Origin of the sequence: Streptomyces sp. NPDC101178 (assembly GCF_044767965.1) — a bacterium.
Classification (GTDB): domain Bacteria; phylum Actinomycetota; class Actinomycetes; order Streptomycetales; family Streptomycetaceae; genus Streptomyces.
Genome location: NZ_JBIWOZ010000004.1, coordinates 250041 through 267537, shown reverse-complemented (window position 1 = coordinate 267537; position 17497 = coordinate 250041). Strand labels below are relative to the sequence as shown.

13 protein-coding genes are annotated in these 17497 nt (G+C 75.5%); 11 read left to right on the top strand and 2 right to left on the bottom strand.

Annotated features, from left to right (window positions below; all coding sequences use genetic code 11):
• Positions 1-196: 196 nt before the first annotated feature.
• Positions 197-1462: a hypothetical protein gene (locus tag ACIRR8_RS13620; protein ID WP_404063194.1), complete on the bottom strand. Its 1266-nt coding sequence runs from the start codon at positions 1460-1462 to the stop codon at positions 197-199.
• 173 nt (positions 1463-1635) lie between these two features.
• Between ACIRR8_RS13620 and ACIRR8_RS13615 the strand changes: the two genes are divergently transcribed.
• The 11 genes from ACIRR8_RS13615 (at position 1636) to ACIRR8_RS13565 (ending at position 14817) form a co-directional block, all read left to right on the top strand.
• Positions 1636-2619 (top strand): ABC transporter substrate-binding protein, encoded by a 984-nt coding sequence (locus ACIRR8_RS13615; RefSeq protein ID WP_404063191.1) that lies wholly within the window; start codon positions 1636-1638, stop codon positions 2617-2619.
• A gap of 65 nt (positions 2620-2684) precedes the next feature.
• Positions 2685-3740: a FecCD family ABC transporter permease gene (locus tag ACIRR8_RS13610; protein ID WP_404064304.1), complete on the top strand. Its 1056-nt coding sequence runs from the start codon at positions 2685-2687 to the stop codon at positions 3738-3740.
• A gap of 59 nt (positions 3741-3799) precedes the next feature.
• On the top strand, positions 3800-4795 hold the full coding sequence (locus ACIRR8_RS13605; RefSeq protein ID WP_404064301.1) for a FecCD family ABC transporter permease: 996 nt from the start codon (positions 3800-3802) through the stop codon (positions 4793-4795).
• 131 nt (positions 4796-4926) lie between these two features.
• Positions 4927-5742: an ABC transporter ATP-binding protein gene (locus ACIRR8_RS13600; protein ID WP_404064298.1), complete on the top strand. Its 816-nt coding sequence runs from the start codon at positions 4927-4929 to the stop codon at positions 5740-5742.
• A gap of 65 nt (positions 5743-5807) precedes the next feature.
• Complete coding sequence (gene amiA, locus ACIRR8_RS13595) at positions 5808-5942, top strand: streptamidine family RiPP (RefSeq protein WP_018487574.1); 135 nt, start codon at positions 5808-5810, stop codon at positions 5940-5942.
• Between the two features lie 129 nt (positions 5943-6071).
• Positions 6072-6911 (top strand): hypothetical protein, encoded by an 840-nt coding sequence (locus ACIRR8_RS13590; protein WP_404063188.1) that lies wholly within the window; start codon positions 6072-6074, stop codon positions 6909-6911.
• A gap of 113 nt (positions 6912-7024) precedes the next feature.
• Positions 7025-8539, top strand: a complete 1515-nt coding sequence (locus ACIRR8_RS13585; protein WP_404064295.1) for a CocE/NonD family hydrolase — start codon at positions 7025-7027, stop codon at positions 8537-8539.
• Positions 8536-9903: a YcaO-like family protein gene (locus ACIRR8_RS13580; protein ID WP_404063185.1), complete on the top strand. Its 1368-nt coding sequence runs from the start codon at positions 8536-8538 to the stop codon at positions 9901-9903. The genes ACIRR8_RS13585 and ACIRR8_RS13580 overlap by 4 nt, the downstream gene beginning before the upstream one ends.
• Before the next feature lie 14 nt (positions 9904-9917).
• Positions 9918-11270, top strand: coding sequence for a nitroreductase (locus ACIRR8_RS13575; protein ID WP_404063182.1), 1353 nt, complete (start codon positions 9918-9920; stop codon positions 11268-11270).
• Positions 11267-13006, top strand: a complete 1740-nt coding sequence (locus tag ACIRR8_RS13570; protein WP_404063179.1) for an ABC transporter ATP-binding protein/permease — start codon at positions 11267-11269, stop codon at positions 13004-13006. The genes ACIRR8_RS13575 and ACIRR8_RS13570 overlap by 4 nt, the downstream gene beginning before the upstream one ends.
• The gene (locus ACIRR8_RS13565) at positions 13003-14817 is read left to right on the top strand and encodes an ABC transporter ATP-binding protein (protein ID WP_404063176.1); all 1815 of its coding nucleotides are present in this window, start codon (positions 13003-13005) and stop codon (positions 14815-14817) included. Before ACIRR8_RS13570 ends, ACIRR8_RS13565 begins: the two co-directional genes overlap by 4 nt.
• On the opposite strand, the gene ACIRR8_RS13560 is transcribed toward ACIRR8_RS13565, so the two are convergent.
• Entirely contained in the window at positions 14789-17293 is a 2505-nt protein-coding gene (locus ACIRR8_RS13560; protein ID WP_404063173.1) for a SpoIIE family protein phosphatase, read from the bottom strand. The two genes, ACIRR8_RS13565 and ACIRR8_RS13560, sit on opposite strands and share 29 nt — an antisense overlap.
• Between the last annotated feature and the right edge of the window lie 204 nt (positions 17294-17497).

Below are 17497 nucleotides of genomic sequence, written 5' to 3'. Positions count from 1 at the left end.
CCCTGGGTTTCGGTTTGCGGTGGGGGGGGTGGGGGGGGGGGCCTTTTAAAACCCCGGCTCACGGGGGGGGTTTGGGGGGGGGCCCGGGGGGGGGGTGGGGGGGGTGGGGGGGGGGGGGGGGGGGGGGGGGGGCCGCCCCCCCCCCCCCCCCCACCACCCGCCCTTCTGTGTGCCCTGAGTGCCGTGGAGTGGCCGGTCACCGCCCCACCGGGTCGGCGTGCGCGCCGTCGCCCGGTGTGATCAGCGCCAGATGGCCGCCGTCGTCGAGCGGGGTCGGGAGGGCCAGGGTGGTGAGCTGCTCCGCCCGGTCGGCGTCGAAGACCTGCACCTCGCCGTGGCCGCCACGGCTGACCGCGACCAGCCCGGCGCCGGGGGAGGCGGCAATCGCCCGCCGCTGGACACCGTCCCACGGCGTGCCGCCACGCCGGGGCGCACCGGCCATCGCGGGCAGGGGGAGGCGGGCGGTGATGTGCGGCCGGGCCCCGGAGGCGGTCGGTGCGGCGAGCAGGATCAGCTCGTCGCCGTCCGGGTGGACCCGGGAGTACGCGATGTGCCGAGCGGTCACGGCGAGCCGGAACACCAGCCCGGGCCCCAGTTCCAGCCGCCCCGTGGTCTCCGTGTCGAGCTGGTGCCACCAGGCGTCGTTGGTCCACTCCGGCCACCGCCCCGGCGCGGTGGGCCCGCCGCGTACGCAGGACCAGAGGGTGCGCCGTACGGGGTCGAGCCGCAGGTAGTAGCCCCGGCCTCCCGTGCGTCCGTCGGCGGCCCACGGGAGCGGAGGCTCGGGCGTGAGTGCCTCGCCGTCGTGCCGGACGCGGTGCACGCCCGAGCCCGCCGCCGCGAACACCCGCCCGGTGAGCGGGTCGTAGGCGTCCCCGTGCCCGTCGTCGTCCGGCAGTCCGATGCGCCGGACGGGCTCCAGCGGCGGGCAGGAAGGCGGTGCGGCCATCAGGTCGCGGTGGCGGTGGACGAGGAGTTCGCCGGGCTCCCGGTGGCGCAGCACCACGAGCGACGACGGCCCGCCGAGGACCGTCACGCCCGGCTCGCCGGTGCGCCCCCGTACGCGTACGGCGACGGCTCCGTCCGGCGCGTCGAGGTCGATGGCTGTCAGCAGTCCGGTCCATGCCTCCTCGTTGCGCCCGAGACCGGTGGTCACCGCGAGGCGCCGGCCGTCCGGCGAGGCCGCCAGGTGTTCGGCGGGCGCGGCGACCGGTATGCGGCGCCGGATCAGCGGCCGGCCGGCGCCGGGGCCGTACGGATCGAGGACCAGCAGCTCGCCCGCCCGGTCGTCCACACAGGCGGCCAGGTCGTCCGGGAGGGCGAGGAAGCCGGCGTGCTCGGCGAGGTGCCGGTGGTGGAGGACCTCCCGTTCGTGGCCGTCCGGGAGGTCCAACAGGCTGATGGTTCCGGCGACTTGGTCGGCGACCAGGAGGCGAGGCGGCAGATGGGGAGGGTGAGGCACAGGAGGCTCCTGGGAGTGGTCGATGGATCCGGTGATGGAGCGGGCGGTCTTGGCGCACTTTATTGGAAATGATAATCATGTGTAAGGTTCCGCTCTGTGGCGGGGAGGGACCCGGGGCTCCGCCGTCGCACCTGTCTTCTCCCGGGGCCGTACAGAATCTGAGGGACGCGCCGATGCCACGCACCGCACTGAGAGTCCGCCGCTGGGCCGCGATCGCCGTACTGGGAGGGCTGCTGGCCGGCTGCGGTACGACGGGTGGCGGAGCAGAGCCCGACGCCGAACCGGCGGCCGGAGCCAAGGCCCGTACGAGCACCGAGGTGCGGCCCATCGAGGCCGCCACCCGGATCACCGACGCCAAGGGCGTCACGGTTTCGCCGGAGAAGCCGCCGCAGAAGATCGTCTGCCTGGTCGCCCTCTGCGACGACATCCTCGTCGAGCTGGGCATGGTCCCCGCCGCGACCAACTCCGCGGTGCTCGCGCACCCGGAGTTCCTGGGCAAGGAGAAGGCGGCGAGGGTGCCCGTCGTGCCCGGCGGCTTCCTCAGCCCCGAGGTCGAGGCGATCCTGTCCCACCGGCCCGACCTGGTGATCGGCCTGGAGGACACCCACGGCAAGCTCGCGCCCGCACTGAAGGGCGCCACCACCTTCTGGCCCGTCCAGCCCGGCTCCTGGCAGGACAGCGTCGGCTACCTGCGTGACCTGGCCGCGCTCACCGGCCGTACGGAGGAGGGCGAGAAGGCAGAGAAGACGTTCCGCGAGCGGCTGGCCAAGGCCGAGGAGGCCAGGAGCGACCAGACGTCGCTGATCATCTTCGGCAGCGACGAGAACTTCGGCGTGGCCGCTCCGGAGACCGATGTGGCTGCCGGACTCTTCCCGAAGATCTCCCACTACCCCTGGAAGAGCCGGGGAGTTGACGGCTCCTACAGCCTGGAGGAGATCCTCGCCCGGGACGTCGACGTCCTCTTCGTGGAGACGCTCTCCTTCGGTGCACCGGACGGCAGGCTCTCCGACAAACTCGCCGGGAACCCGCTCTGGTCGCGGATCCCGGCGGTGCGGAACGGCAAGGTCATCGAGGTCGACTCCGAGGTCTGGGCCAAGGGCCGCGGCACCCGGTCCCTGGGCGTCGTCCTCGGCGAGGCGACGGCCGCACTGCGGTGAGAGGACGCGTGATCAGCGGCCGCACCGCCAAGAGGGGGCACGGCACTGCGTCCGGACGGCCGGCCGTGGCGCCGGTCTGTCTGACGGTGGCGGCCGTGGCCGGCGCGGTGTGCGCGCTCAGCCTCGGTACGCCGTACGTCCCGCCGGCCCGGCTCCCCGCCACCCTCGGGTCCGACGGCCTCGCCGGTGTCGTCGTCACCGAACTGCGTCTGCCGCGCCTGGTGCTGGCCCTGGTCGCCGGTGCCTGCCTGGGCGCTGCGGGCCTGGTCCTCCAGGAGGCGCTACGCAATCCGCTCGCCGTCCCGGAGATGCTCGGCGTCTCCTCCGGGGCCGCGCTGGGGGTGGCGGCCCCTCTCGTGCTCGCCCTCTCCGTACCGCTCGGCCTCCAGCCCTTCCTGGCGCTGGCCGGGGCCGCGTTCGGCGGGCTGCTCACGCTGGTGGCCGCCGGATTCGGGCGCAGCCCGTCGTCCGTGCTGCTGACCGGGGCCGCCGTCGCCGCCGCGCTCCAGGCCGGACTGCTGGTGCTCATGGTCATGGCCGACCAGCTCGACCTCCAGCTCATCTACCGCTATCTGCTGGGCAGTCTGTCCGCCCGCACCTGGGACGACGTCACCGGTCTGCTGCCCTGGCTGGCCGTGGCGGTGCCCGCGCTCGTGCTCTGTGTGCCGGTGCTCGGCGTGCTGCGGCTCGGCGACGACGACGCCCGCGCCCTCGGCGTACGCGTCGAACGCGCCCGGGTCGCCGCGCTGGCCATCGCCGTCGTCCTGATCGCCCCGGTCGTGGCGGTCTGCGGACCGGTCGCCTGGGTCGGCTTCCTCGCACCCCACCTCGCCCGACGGCTCAAGCCGGACGGCGGGGCGGCCGCCTGGCTCGTCCGGTCCGCGTTGTGCGGGGCGGTCGTGGTGCTCTGCGCGGACCAGCCCGCGAGGCTGGCGCTCGCGCCGGTCGAGACGCCCGTCGGCGCGTGGACGGCCCTGGTCGGTGTGCCGGTCGGGGTGGTGCTGCTGAAGCGGGGGCGGCGGGTGGCTCGCCGGCAGGAGGTGGTGCCCGTGCCCGGCGTTCCCGACGTGCCGGTGCGGGGCGGGGAGTCCGTACCCCTTCCGCGGAAGGCGGAGCGATGAGCGTGTCGCAAGCGGTACGCGGAACGGCACGGCGGCCGTGGCGCTCACCCGGCCTCCGGATGGGCGCCCTGGCGGTGCTCGTGGCGGCCGTCGCCTGCGCGGACCTGTTCGCGGGGCGAGGGGTCACGGGCGAAGGAGTGCGGGCCGTACTCCTCGGCGGGGCCGACGATCCGATGGCCGAACACATCGTCCTCCAACTCCGTCTGCCCCGGCTGCTGGTGGCCCTGGTCGCCGGGGCGAGTCTGGGAGTCGCCGGGCTCGTCCTCCAGTCGGCCCTGCGCAATCCGCTGGCTGGACCCGAGGTCACCGGCGTCACCCCCGGCGCGGTCCTCGGCGCGGTCGCCGCCACCGGTCTCGGCCTGGCCGGCTGGGATTCGCCGGCGGCGGTCGTGGTGGCGGCCTGTCTCGGCGGCTTCGCGGGCGCGGGACTGCTGTGGCTGCTCGCCGGACGTGAGAAGAGCGACCCCGAGCAGACCGCCGTCTACGGCGTGCTGGTGTCGGCGGTCCTCGCCGGTCTCACCGCCGTCGTCCTCCTGGTGGCCCCGGGCGAACTCGGCAGCGTGGTGCAGTGGTTGATCGGCTCCACCGAAGGCCGGGTCTGGCCGCACTGGCATCTGCTGTGGCCGTGGGCGGCGGTGTGGGGTGCGGCCGCGTGGCTGCTCTCAACGCCACTGACCCTGCTGCGCTGCGGTGACGAGCAGGCGTCCGCCGCCGGCCTGGACGCCGGGCGGGGCCGGGCGGCCGCGCTCGTGTGTGCGGTGGCTCTGACGGCGGGGGCCGTCTCGGCCGTGGGGGCGCTCGGTTTCGTGGGACTGCTGGTGCCGCATCTGGCGCTGGCCGTCTTCGGGGCCGACCTGCGCATCGCCCTGCCCGGCGCCGCGCTGCTCGGCGCGGTGGTGGTGTGCGGTGCGGACGCGGCGGCCCAACTGCTCTCCCGGCTCCTGGTGGTGGCGCTGGAGGCGGACCGGCTGACCCTGCCGGTCGGCGCGCTGACCACGTTTGTCGGGGCCGGGCTGCTGCTGGTCGTGGCACGGCGACGGACGGACGAGAGATGACGGAGAGAGAGGGAGGGGCGAACATGGCAGCACGGACGAGGGCTCTCACGGCGGACACGGAGAACGCCGACGGAACCAACGGCGACGCGGCGAACGCCTGCGCGACGAACGGCACGGCGGATGCACCCGACATGGTCCGCGCGGAGCGGCTCAGCTTCGGCTATCCCGGGCGCGAAGTGCTCCGCGGGATCGACCTGAGCATCGGAGCGGGCGAGCTCGTCGCGCTCATCGGCCTGAACGGCTGCGGCAAGAGCACCTTCCTCAAGCTCGCCGCCGGCCTGCTCACCCCGAGCGAGGGCCGGGTCCTGCTCGACGGGGACGACGCGGCACGCCTGCCCCGACGGGCCGCCGCCCGCCGGGTGGCGCTGCTCCACCAGTCGGCACCGGCCGTACCGGCGCTGACCGTACGGCAGTTGGTCCGTCAGGGCCGTTACGCGACCCGGGGACCGATCGGGATGTTGCGGGACGGCGACGACGCGGTGACCGCCCGGGCCCTCGCCGATGTCGGTGTCACCGGCTGGGCGGACCGGCCGGTGGACGCGCTGTCGGGTGGCGAGCGCCAACGGGTGCGGCTGGCCATGGCGTTGGCCCAGGACGCCCCGCTCCTCCTCCTGGACGAGCCCACCACCTATCTCGATCTGCGGCACCAGCTGGAGGTGCTCCAGGCCGTCGTACGGCTGCGCACCGAACGGCGGCTCACCGTCGTGATGGTCCTGCACGACCTCAACCACGCCGCGCGGTTCGCCGACCGGATCGTCGCGCTGCGCGAGGGACGCATCGCCGCCGACGGCTCTCCCGGGGAGGTGGTCACGGCGGAGCTGCTGGCCGAAGTGCTCGGTGTGCGGGGGCGGGTGGGGACGGATTCCGAGGGCGGCTGGCCCGTCTGTTACCCAGATCACCCTCTCGACCCGCTCCAGCTATTGCGAAATGAAAACCATATTCATTAGTGTCTGTGGTGCGGCAAGGAACAGCGTCGCAACCAACCAACCGATCCGAATGGAGGCTTCAACTCATGGAGCAGAACAAGGTGTTCAGCCCGATCGCCGACCAGGGCCAGCTCGCCCACCTCTCCGCCACCCACTCGAACGCCCTCGTCGAGAACCCCTTCGACGACGCCGTCGAGGCCGACACCGCGGACGAGAAGTAAGCGGCACCTGCCGCTGAGGCAGGCTCCCGCTCCTCGCGTGGCGGGCCCGTCCGGGCGAACTCCCGGACGGGCCCGTCCCGTTCGCACCACCCGCTCACCCTCGTACCGCCACGTCCTCCGGAGGCCTCCGTGAACCGCAGTCGACTCGCTCCCGGTGCCGGGATCGTCACCGTCCCCGGTGCCCGGCCCGTACTCCGCACCACCGACGGGGAGTTCCTGCGCATCGACACCGGGAGCGTCGACCCGGTGGATCTGGTCGACCGGCTGACGGCGGGGGAGCGGCGGACGTCGTCGGAGGAACTCGACGCTCTGGTCTCGGCGTTCGAGCAGGCCGGACACGCGGTGGCCGAGCCCTGCCGCCCACCGCTCGCCGGACGGGCCGTCCACCTCCTGGGCGACCCCGTCCTCACGGAACCGCTCTCCCGGTTCGCCGCGGCGGAAGGGGCCGAGGTCCACGCCGCCACCGCCGACGACATGGCCGGGCTCGCGGGGGAACGGGACACCGCCGTGGTCTGGTGTCTCGACTCACCCGTCCCGACCGGCCTCTGGGACACCGCCGACCGGCTGCCCGACCGGCACACCGCCTGGCTCCGCTGCCACCGCGAAGGCGCCCACGCCTGGATCGAACCCCTCGCCTCGGCCCCCGGTGACGTCACCTCCGCCCACGTACGTCTGCGCAGACTCGCGGCGACGGCCGCCCACGGCGAACTCGCCGCCTACTGGGCCGGCCACCGCACCCCCGACACCGGACCGCACCCCACCGAGCCGTCCGCCGCCCTGATCGCCGCACTGCTCACCGCCGACCTGATCGCCTGGGCGGCCGGCGAGCCGCACCAAGCCCCCGGCCTCCCGCCCGGCCGCCGACTGCGCCGGATCGACCTGCGCCACCTCACGGTCACCGAACACCCCGTCCTCCCCGTACCGGAGGTCGCCCCGCTGCCCGTCCCCACCACGCGGACGGCGCCGTGAACACGGCGCCGAACGCGGCGGTGACCAGGGCCGCGAACGCGGCGGTGACCAGGGTGACGAACACGGCGACCGGCCCTGCGCCGAACACTCCGGCCGACACAGCGACCGTCCACATCCCCGCCCCCGACGGCACCCCACTCGCCACCGACCTCTGCCTCCCGGCCACACCGGGGCCCCATCCCGCGGTCGTCATCCGCACCCCCTACAGCCGTACCGCCCACCGCGCCGAGCTGCGCGGCTGGGCGGCCCACGGATTCGCCGCCCTCGCCCAGGACGTACGCGGCCGACACGGCTCGCCGGGCCCTTGGCGCCCCTACCGGGACCACGAGGAGAGCGACGGCGCCGCCACCATCGCCTGGGTGCGCGAGCAGGCGTGGAGCGGCGGCGGCCCGGTCGTCGCGGTCGGCTCCTCCTACGCCGCCCACTGCGCCCTCGTCGCCGCGCTCGGCCCACCCGGCGACGGCCGGCCGGACGCCGTCATCGCCGCCGTCCCCGCGCTCGGCCTCGCCGACACCGCACGCGAACCCGCAGGACCCGAACGGCTCCGGGCCCGCGCCGGCTGGTGGGCCGCGCACGGCGACCGCCCCGACTCCGCTCCCGACGCGCTGGCCCGCGCCCTCGCCGGCAACCCCCGGCTCCTGGAACACCTTCCGCTCACCCGGCTGCCCGACCACCTGGGCCGCCCCCTGCCTTCCTGGCCCGGACTCTGGGACCACCGCGTGCGGGGCAGGACCGTCCTGCGCGGCTCCGCCTCCCGCCTCCCGCTCCTCGCCGTCGGCGGCACCCGCGACCCGTTCGCCGAGGACACCGTGGAGCTGTGGCGCGGCTGGGGCGGACCGGCGCGCCTGCTGCTCGGCCCCTGGGGTCACCGCCTCACGGCGGACCGAACGGAGTTGGCCGCCGACCGCCTCAACCTCGGTGCGCTGTACGTACGGTGGTCCCGCGCCGCCCTCGCCGGACGGCTGGAGCAGGGTCGGCGCGGGGCCATAACCCTGGGTGGCAGCGGCCGTTGGCACGGCGTACGGCAAGGCGCCACCGGCGAAGGCTCGACGCGCGCCGCCACCTGGCCCTTCGACGCTCCGGCCGGTCTACGGCTGGTGCACGGCGCCGAGTTCACCGCAGACCCGGACCGCCCGGTGCGCTCCGACGACCTGAGCGTCCCGGCCCCGGCCCACGGGGTCCCCGCCGACCGCTGCCTCCTCCTCTCGCCGCCCCTGCCCCGCCCGCTCGACCTGGCCGGACCCGCCACCGCCCGCTTCCACGCCACCGCCGACACTCCCGCCGCCGACTGGGCCGTACGCCTCACCGCGCTCGACCCGGCGGGCCGCGCGGACCCGCTCGCGTTCGGCATCGTCCGGCGCAGCGGCCCGCCCGGCGAGGCCGTCGAGGTCTCCGTGCCGCTCGGCACGCTGGGCCGCCGGCTGCCCGCCGGGACCCGGCTGCGCGCGGAGATCGCCGGACACCACTTCCCCGCCCACGCCCGCAACCCGCACACCGGCGAGAACCCGGTGACCGCCACCCGCCTCGCCCCGTCCCGCAGAGCGGTCCGGGCCCCGGGAAGCGCCCTGCACCTGACCGTCGTCGCCCGGCGTCGCTACGTCGAGCCCGTACCGGAGATATGCCGTTGACCAGCACCTTGCCCATCGAAGCCCTGGTCGACCCCGTCTGCGGGTTGATCCGAGGTGTCGAGCCCGTCGAGCACCCGGCCGGGGCGCCGCCCCGGTACACCGCGATGACCGCCGAGGTCGCCGACGCCCGACGCCTCGGCGCCTGGCCCGCCGACCGGGTCTCGCTCGGCACCACCTTCGGCGACTCCCAGGGCGCCTGGATCGCCGCCGTCGCCGAGGCCGTGGAACGCTACTGCGGCAACCGCGTCCCGCCGCCCGGCCATCCCGCCGCACCGCGCCGGGCCACGGCCGCCGAGCTGGAGGCGGAAGGCCTGCGACTGTACGGACCCGGGGCGGTGCCCTCGTACGCCTCCTGGCAGCATCAGCGCCCCCGCTTCCCCTACGCCGAACTCACCGCGGAGACAACGGCCTTGTGGACGCGGGCCACCGAGAACGGGCGGCCCTGCTGGGCGCCCGTCGCCCTCACGCACCTCAACTGGCGCCAAGGCGAACTGCGTTCACTCCCGCGCACCCACCACCTCAACTACGCGGGGATAGCCACCGGTCAGGGCTTCGACGACGCCGTGGAGCGAGGGCTGCTCGAAGTCGTCGAGCGCGACGCGCTGGAGCTGTGGTGGCACCTGGACGGGCCGACCCGGGGCATCGACCCCGCGAGCGTTCCCGGCCTCACCGAAGACCTGGCCGGCGCCGAACTGGACGTCCATATCGTCGAGATGCCCTCCGAGTTCGCTCCCTGCGCGGCCGCGCTGGTCCACGATCCCCGGCGGGGCATCCACGCCGCCGGGTTCGCCTGCCGCTACGACCCGGCGGAGGCGGCGCGCAAAGCGGTGCTGGAGGCGGTGCACACCTGGGTGTTCACACAGGGCGCGGTGGAGGCCGACGGCTGGGTCCACCGCTCGGTGGAGGCGGGACTTTTCGCGCGGGGCCTGTACCTGGAGCACCGGGCCGACCGTCGCTATCTCGACGACTGCGGACCGCAGTTCGCCGCCGTACGCGATCTCGGCGCCCATGTGCAGGTCTGGCTCGACGACCGGATGACTCCGCTGGCCCGCCGCTTCACCGAACCGTCCGGCGGGGTCGTCCCCGTCACCGAGATCGCGTCCGGCAGCCGTTCCGCTCTGGACGCGGCGCTCGCCGCCGGCGGCCACCGGGTGATCACGGTCGACCTGACCACGGAGGACATCGCCGAAACCGCGCTGCGCGTCGCCCGCGTCCTGGTCTCCGGCCTCATCCCCAACGCCCCGGCCGCCTTCGGCTACTTCGGCTGCCCGCGCTTCACCGAGGCCGCGCTCGACCGGGGCTGGCGCACTCGACCCCCCATCGGACCGGCGGACTTCACCCTCGCGCCGCCGCCGCACATGTGAAGGAGCACGCCCTCATGACCCAGGCTCCTCCCGCCTCCTCGGGCCTGCTCTCCCGCGCCTTGGCGGAGGCCAGATCACCCCGTGTGCCGCGCACAGTTCCGTACGTACCGGAGCGTGCCTTCTCCTGGGGCGGCCCGGGGCTGCCCTTGGCCGGGCCGGGGGGAGCGGTGGACCTGGACCGGGCGCTGCGGCTGTCCCTTGCCGCGTCCTCTCCAGCAGGCGGCCGGCTGCGGCCCGCCCCTTCGGCAGGTGCGCTCCATCCCGTACGGGCGCACCTCCTCGTCGGCCCCGGCTGCTCCCTGCCGCCCGGACGGTACGCGTACGACCCGCGCGCCCACCGCGCCCACCCGCGCGGCCGGGCGCCCGCCGACGCCGCTGCGGGAGCCGTCGTGGTCCTCACCGTGGCCGCCGCCCGTACCGTCGCGCACTACGGACACCGCGCCTGGCCCCTGCTCCTGCTGGACGCGGGCCACGCGGCGGCCGCCTTGGCGCTCGCGGCGGACCCCATCGAGGCGCGGGTCTCGCTCGACGCGGACGGCGGTGAGCTGGCTGCGGCGGCGGGGCTGCCTCGTGCGGCGGATCGGCAGGGCCGCCTGCCCGGCTCGGAACCCGAACTCCCGCTCGTAGCGGTGTGGTTGCCTGCGGACGAGACGCCTTCGCGTCGGCGGGATCCACTGGCCGCGTGGGCCGACCTGCCCTGCGCCGTCAGCCCGGTCCCGCAGCCGGGTGCCGAGACCACTCCGCCGGGCGAACCAGCCGCTGCCCGGCACCTGTTGGAGTGCCTGACAAGAGATCCAGGCTCCACCTGGCAGCCCGCCCACCGCCCCGCCCCGGTGACCGACGACATCCTCCGTACGCGAAGAAGCGCGAACCCTTCCGACCTGACCCCGCCACCCGCTTCGGACCTGCTCGCCCGGGTCCTGGCCACCGCGCAGGACGCCCGGCCGGACGGCCCCGCCTGGGCCGCGGCCGTCGGCGGCGACACCCCGGGGCTCCGCACGACGGCCGGCCCTCTCGCCTCCGGCGACGCGCGCCCCACCCTCGCCCGCTGGGCGGCCGGCCAGCAGTGGATCGGCACAGCCGGCGCGATGCTGATCGCCCACGGCTGTCCCGCCGACGCGCCACCGGCCCTGATCCGCGGCAGCCACCTCGCCGCCGGTTACGCCGCCGGCGTCGCCCAGGCCCACGCCACCGCACTCGGCCTCGGCTCCCGCCCCATCGGCTCCTGGCAGCAGGCCGACCTCGGTGCCGCACTCGGCGACGCCCCGGAACAGGACTGGATCGTCCACGGCCTGGCCCTCGCCGGACCGGCCGACCCCACACGCCCCGCCCCACCGCCCCCGCAGGGCAAGGAAGAACGCTCATGATGCTCCACCCCGAACTCCTGCGCGCCGCCCGGACCGCCCGCCGCCCGCTCGGCGGCGCGACCGCGCTGCTCGCCGCGGTCACCCTCACCCACCTCGCCCAGGCCGTCCTGCTCGCCGTCGTCCTCTCCACCATCGCCCACGGAGACACGGACGGCCTGACCCCGCTCCTTCTCTCCGTGCTCGCCGTCGTCCTCCTCCGCGCCACGCTCGGCCGCGCGCAACGCCTGACCGCCGTCGCAGCGGGCGCCGCCGTCCGCATCCGGCTCCGCGACACCCTCCTGTCCCGCCTCGGTGAACTCGGCCCACCCGCCACCACAGGCGCGCGGGCCGGTGCCGTACGCGCGACGCTCGTGGACGGCGTCGAGGGCGTGGACGCGTACGTCTCCCGCTACCTGCCCCAGGCGCTCATCACCGCCGCCGTACCTCCTCTGCTGCTCGTCGCCGTCGCGTTCATCGAGCCCTACGCGGCCCTCGCCCTGGGCCTGGCCCTGCTGCTCGCGCTCTTCGGACCGCGCTGGTGGGACCGGCTGCTCGCCCGGCGCGGCAAGGAACACTGGGATTCCTACGAGGCCCTCGCCGCCGACTACCTGGAAGCCCTCCAGGGCATGGCCACGCTGCGCGCGGCCGGTGCGGTGGGCCGCGTACGGGAGCGGCTGGAGAAGCGGTCGGCGGCGCTCCACCGGGCCACCGTCGCCAAACTGCGGGTCTCGCTCGTCGACACCGGTCTCACCGACCTCGCCGTCCAGGGCGGCACCGCGGCCGCCGTCCTCGTGGCGTGCTCCTCGGCGGCCACCGGGCGCACCGCCACAACCGCGACGTACCTCCTGCTCATGCTCGCCTCCGAGTGCTTCCGCCCCATCCGTGACCTCTCCCGCGAATGGCACGCGGGCTACCTCGGCGTCTCCGCCGCCGACGGGATCGCCGCCCTGCGCACCGCAGAACCCGCCGTCGCGGACCGGGGCACGGTGCACGCGCGGTGGGCCACCGCTCCCGAAATCCGCTTCACGGACGTCCGGTTCACCCACCCGTCGAGCGAACGGCCCGCCGTGGACGGCGTCACCTTCACCGCGCCCGCCGGTCGCACCACGGCGATCGTGGGGCCCTCCGGCGCCGGGAAGTCGACCCTGCTCGGCCTGCTGCTGCGCCAGCGCGACCCGGACAGCGGCCGCGTCACCATCGCCGGTACGGAGACCGCCGCGTACAGCCTCGCCTCGCTGCGGCGCGGCATCGCCGTCGTCTCGCAGGAGACGTACCTCTTCCACGCCACGATCGCCGAGAACCTGCGCATCGCCCGTCCGGCCGCCACCGACGCCCAGCTCCACGACGCCGCCCGCGCGGCCGGCATCCACCAGGAGATCACCGCCTTCCCTCAGGGGTACGAGACCCTCGTCGGCGAACGCGGCGCCACGCTCTCCGGCGGCCAGCGCCAACGGCTCGCCCTCGCGCGCGCCCTCCTCGCCGACGCGCCGGTCCTGATCCTGGACGAGGCCACCAGCGCGGTGGACGAGCGCGGCGAGGCCCGGATCGTCCGGGAGCTGCCGGCGGTGAGCCGGGGCCGTACCTGCCTCGTCGTCGCCCACCGGCTCGACGCCGTACGCCACGCCGACCACATCGTCGTCCTCGACGGCGGCCGGGTCGAGGCGTCCGGCGACCACAGCGGCCTGCTGGCGGGCGGCGGCGTGTACGCCTCGCTCGTCGCGGCGGGCCGCACCGCCCAGGAGGAACACGCCGCATGACCCCGTCCACCGCTCCCGAGAGCGCCCCCACCCACGACACCGGCGCCCTCCGCTCCCTCCTCCCCGTCCTCGGCGCCCACCGCGCCACCGTCCTGCGCACCTGCCTCGCCGCCCTCGTCGACCAGGCGGCCCTCGTCGCCCTGGTCACCCTCGCCGCGCACACCGTCGGCACGGCGGTCATCGAGCAACGGGCCCCCTCGCCCGCCACCGTGGCTGTCCTCATCGGGCTCGTCCTGCTCCGGGCGCTCGCCACCTGGCGGGAGATGGACCTCTCGCACGACCTCGCCTACCGCGTCCTGGCCGAGCTGCGCGTACGGGTCTTCGACGGGCTCGCCCGTTCCGCACCCGCCCGGATCGCGGGCCGCCGCAGCGGAGACCTCGCCGCGACCGCGCTCGGCGATGTGGAGGCGCTGGAGTTCTTCTACGCGCACGCCATCGCCCAACTCCTCGCCTCCGGCGTCGTCTTCGCGGTGGCCGCCACCCTGCTCGGCCTCCTCGGGCCCTGGCTGCTCCTCGCCGTCGTCCCCGCCGCACTCCTGCTCCTGTGGTCGCCGCTGGTGGAGGCGCGCGGCCGGGCCGAGCGCGGGGCGCGGACCCGGGCCGCGCTCGCCGACCTCTCCGCGGAGAGCGTGGAGAGCGTGGACGGCCTCCGCGAGCTGCTGATGGCGGGCGCCCTGGACCGCACACGGGCCCGGCTGCGCTCCGGCGGGCGGCGCCTCGCCCGTGCCCAGCGCGCCGAGCAGTCCTGGGAGACGGGCGCCGGCGCGGCCCGCGACCTGCTCGTCGTCGCCGCCGTCATCGGGGTCGTCGCCGCGGCCGCGCACGCGGCGGGCGGCGGCCGGCTCGGCGGTGCCTGGGCCCCGGCGGGCATGGCCCTCGCCCTCGGTGCCCTGGCTCCGGTGGCCGAATCGGCGGCCGCACTGGGCCGGGCGGGCAGCCTGCGCGCCGCCGCCGCCCGGGTCCGCGCGGCGGTGCACGCGCCCGCCGGAGCCCCGGCCCCTGCCGCCCCCCAGCCCCTACCGCCCGGGCCACTGGGCCTGCGGCTGCGCGGCGTACGGTTCGGCTACGGCGCCGGGCCCGTCCTGGACGGCCTCGACCTGACCGTGCGACCGGGCGAGACGGTGGCCCTGGTGGGTGCGTCGGGTGCGGGCAAGAGCAGCGTCGCCCACCTCCTGGCCCGGTACTGGGACCCGCGGGAAGGCACGGTGGAGCTGGTGCCGCGGGCCCCGGCGGGAACCGCCCGTCTCGCAACCGCTGCCCACCCCGTCGGCCTGCGGGACCTCGCAGAGCATGACCTGCGGGCAGCCGTCTGCGTGGTCGGCCAGGAGGCGCCGCTCTTCCACGGCACCCTCGCCGAGAACCTCCGCCTCGCCGCCCCCCACGCCACCGACGAGGAGCTGGCCGCCACCGTCCGCACCTGCGGCCTCGCCCCCGTCGTCGAGGCCCTGCCGCACGGCCTGGACACCCCGGTCGGCGAACGCGGCGCCACCCTCTCCGGCGGCCAGCGCGCCCGGGTAGCCCTGGCCCGGGGGCTCCTCGGCCGGCCCCGGGTCCTCGTCCTGGACGAGACGACGGCCCACCTCGACCACCGGGGCGACGCGGAGGTGGCGCGGGCCCTCGCGGCGGACGCCCGGGCCCGTGCCCGTACGACGCTGATCATCGCCCACCGGCCCGCGACCGTCCGCCGGGCCGACCGCATCGCCGTCCTCGACGCCGGGCGCGTCGTGGAGGAGGGCACCTGGGACGAGCTGATCCGGGCGGGCGGCGCGCTGGCCCGGCTGCTCAGCCGGGAGGAGGCGCGAGAGGAGTGACCGACGGCAGATTCTGCTCCGCCCAGATGATCTTCCCCCGGTCCGTGTAGCGGGTGCCCCAGCGCCGGGCGAGCTGTGCGACGAGGAAGAGACCGCGCCCGCCCTCGTCCGTCGTCCGGGCGTGCCGCAGGCGCGGAGTGGTGCTGCTGGCGTCGGAGACCTCGCAGGTCAGCACGGACTGCAGCAGCAGCCGCAGCCGTACGGGACCGGAGGCGTACCGGATCGCGTTGGTCACCAGCTCGCTGACGATCAGCTCGGTCGTCATCGTCAGCTCGTCCAGACCCCACGCCTCCAGCTGGCGGGCCACGTTGCTCCGGGTGGCGCCGACGGCCGCCGGGTCCAGCGGCACCTCCCACGAGGCCACCCGGTCCGGGCGCAGCGCGTGGGTGCGGGCGAGGAGGAGGGCGATGTCGTCCGGCTGCGGGACGGGCAGCAGCTCCTTGACCACCGCCGCGCACAGCTCGGCCAGCGGCAGCCCGTCCCGCGAGACCGCCCGGCCGAGCCGGACCATGCCCTGCTCCCGGTCCTTGTCGGTGCCCTCGATGAGGCCGTCGGTGTAGAGGCCGAGCAGGCTTCCTTCGGGCAGCTCGACCTCCAGCGACTCGAAGGGGAGTCCGCCGAGGCCCAGCGGCGGGCCCGAGGGCAGGTCGGGGAAGCTGACCGAGCCCTCCGGGGTGACGACGACCGGCGCCGGGTGCCCGGCCCGCGCCATCGTGCAGCACCGGCTCGCCGGATCGTAGACGGCGTACAGGCAGGTGGCGCCCAGCACCGTCGTCCCGCCCCGCTCGGCCGTGCCGCCCGCCGGTTCCTCCTCGCTCAGCCGCATGACGAGATCGTCCAGCCGGGCCAGCAGTTCGTCGGGCGCGAGGTCCATGTCGGCCAGCGTCTGCACGGCGGTCCGCAGCCGGCCCATGGTCGCCGCCGCGCTGATCCCGTGCCCCACCACGTCCCCGATGACCAGCCCGACCCGGGCCCCGGACAGCGGGATCACATCGAACCAGTCGCCGCCGACCCCGTCCTTCGCGTCCGCCGGCAGGTACGAGGACGCCACGTCCAGCGCCGTCCCGCCGCGCAGAGTGTGCGGCAGCAGACTCTCCTGGAGCACCAGCGCGGCCGTGTGCTCCCGGGTGTAGCGGCGGGCGTTGTCCACGCACACCGCGGCCCGCGCCACCAGCTCCCGGGCCGGCGCCACATCGTCCTCGTCGAACGGGACCGGATTCTGCGAGCGCATGAACGTGGTGAGCCCGAGGACGGTGTCCCGCGCCCGCATCGGTACGGAGATCAGCGAGTGCAGCCCGAAGTCACGGATCCGGGCGGCCCGCTCCGGCTGCTCCACGGCCCACCCGTGGCTGTCCGGATCGAGCAGCGGCAGGAGGACCGGGTCACCGTCGAGAAGGAAGCGCACGTCGTGCGGCGGCGGTACGAAGTCGGCGCTCTCCCCGACCCGTACGACCGCCTCCGGACATCCCTCGCGCACCGAACTCATCCCCATCCGGCGCATCGGAGGCATGCCGCTCCGCAGCTCCGCACCGACCAGCGGCACGCCCGGCCGCTCCCGGCCCAGCGGGGTCTCCAGCAGGTCCACGAAGACGAAGTCGGCGAACCGGGGCACCGCGAAATCGGCCAGCTCCTGCGCGGTGCGCTGCACGTCCAGGGTCGACCCGATACTGGCCCCCGCCTCGTTCACCAGCGCCAGCAGCCGGCGCGCGTTCCACCGGTCGGTCACGTCCTGCACCATGTAGCCGATGCCGATCAGGTTCTCCCAGGCGTCCGCCAGCGGGAAGAACGAGCTCGAATAGGCCCGCCTGCGGTTCGGGTCGGACCAGCTCCAGCCCAGGTACTCGAAGTCGGTGACCGGTACACCGGTCGCCAGGACCTGCCGCATCAGCCGCTCGATGGGCGCGGCGAGCAGCCCGGGCAGCACCTCCGTCGGCCGGCGCCCCAGGCGCTGTTCCCGTGGAACCCCGCCGAACCGCTCCAGGGTGTCGTTGAGCCAGATGTAGCGCAGCTCCGGATCCATCACCGCCATGCCGACCGGCGACCGGGTCAGGAAGCCCTCCAGCACCGACCCCTCCACCGTCCACCGCGGGGTCCGCTCCCGTCCGGAGAGCAGGAAGCTCTCCCGCCCGGCGACCAGGAACGAGGCGGAGACGCGTACGTCGACGTCGATCTGCCGCTCGTCCCTGTCCCGCAGCGCGATCAGCCCGCTCCACCCGGATCCGCCGCGGCTGCGGGCGGCGATCGCGGCCGCACGGCGGGGATCCGGGGCGCCGGCCAGCAGCAGGGCCGCGGAACGCCCGACGACGTCGGCGGCCGTGTACCCGAGCAGCGCCTGAGCCCCACGGGTCCAGCCGATGACCGTGCCGTCCCCGGCGACCACCGCCACCGCGTCGTCGCTCAGCCGCGCGGGGCCCCGGGGATCCGCGGAAGGCAGCGGGCCGGGCCCTGCCGGGGGGCCCTCCTCGGCGGATGCCATGCACCTCACCACCATCTCTAGGTTTCCATGGTCGCGCGTCACCCCCGACTACGCAGCGGCCGCCTCCCGGCCGGGTGCCACCGCACGCGCTTTCGCCCGTTCGGCGGCGTGACGCGGCAGGCGGTGTCCCCGTTGGGGGAGTGACAAGCGGTTGCTTGCCCACCCGCCCCCGCGCTGGACCCGTGTGGGTGGACGGCTCCGGCT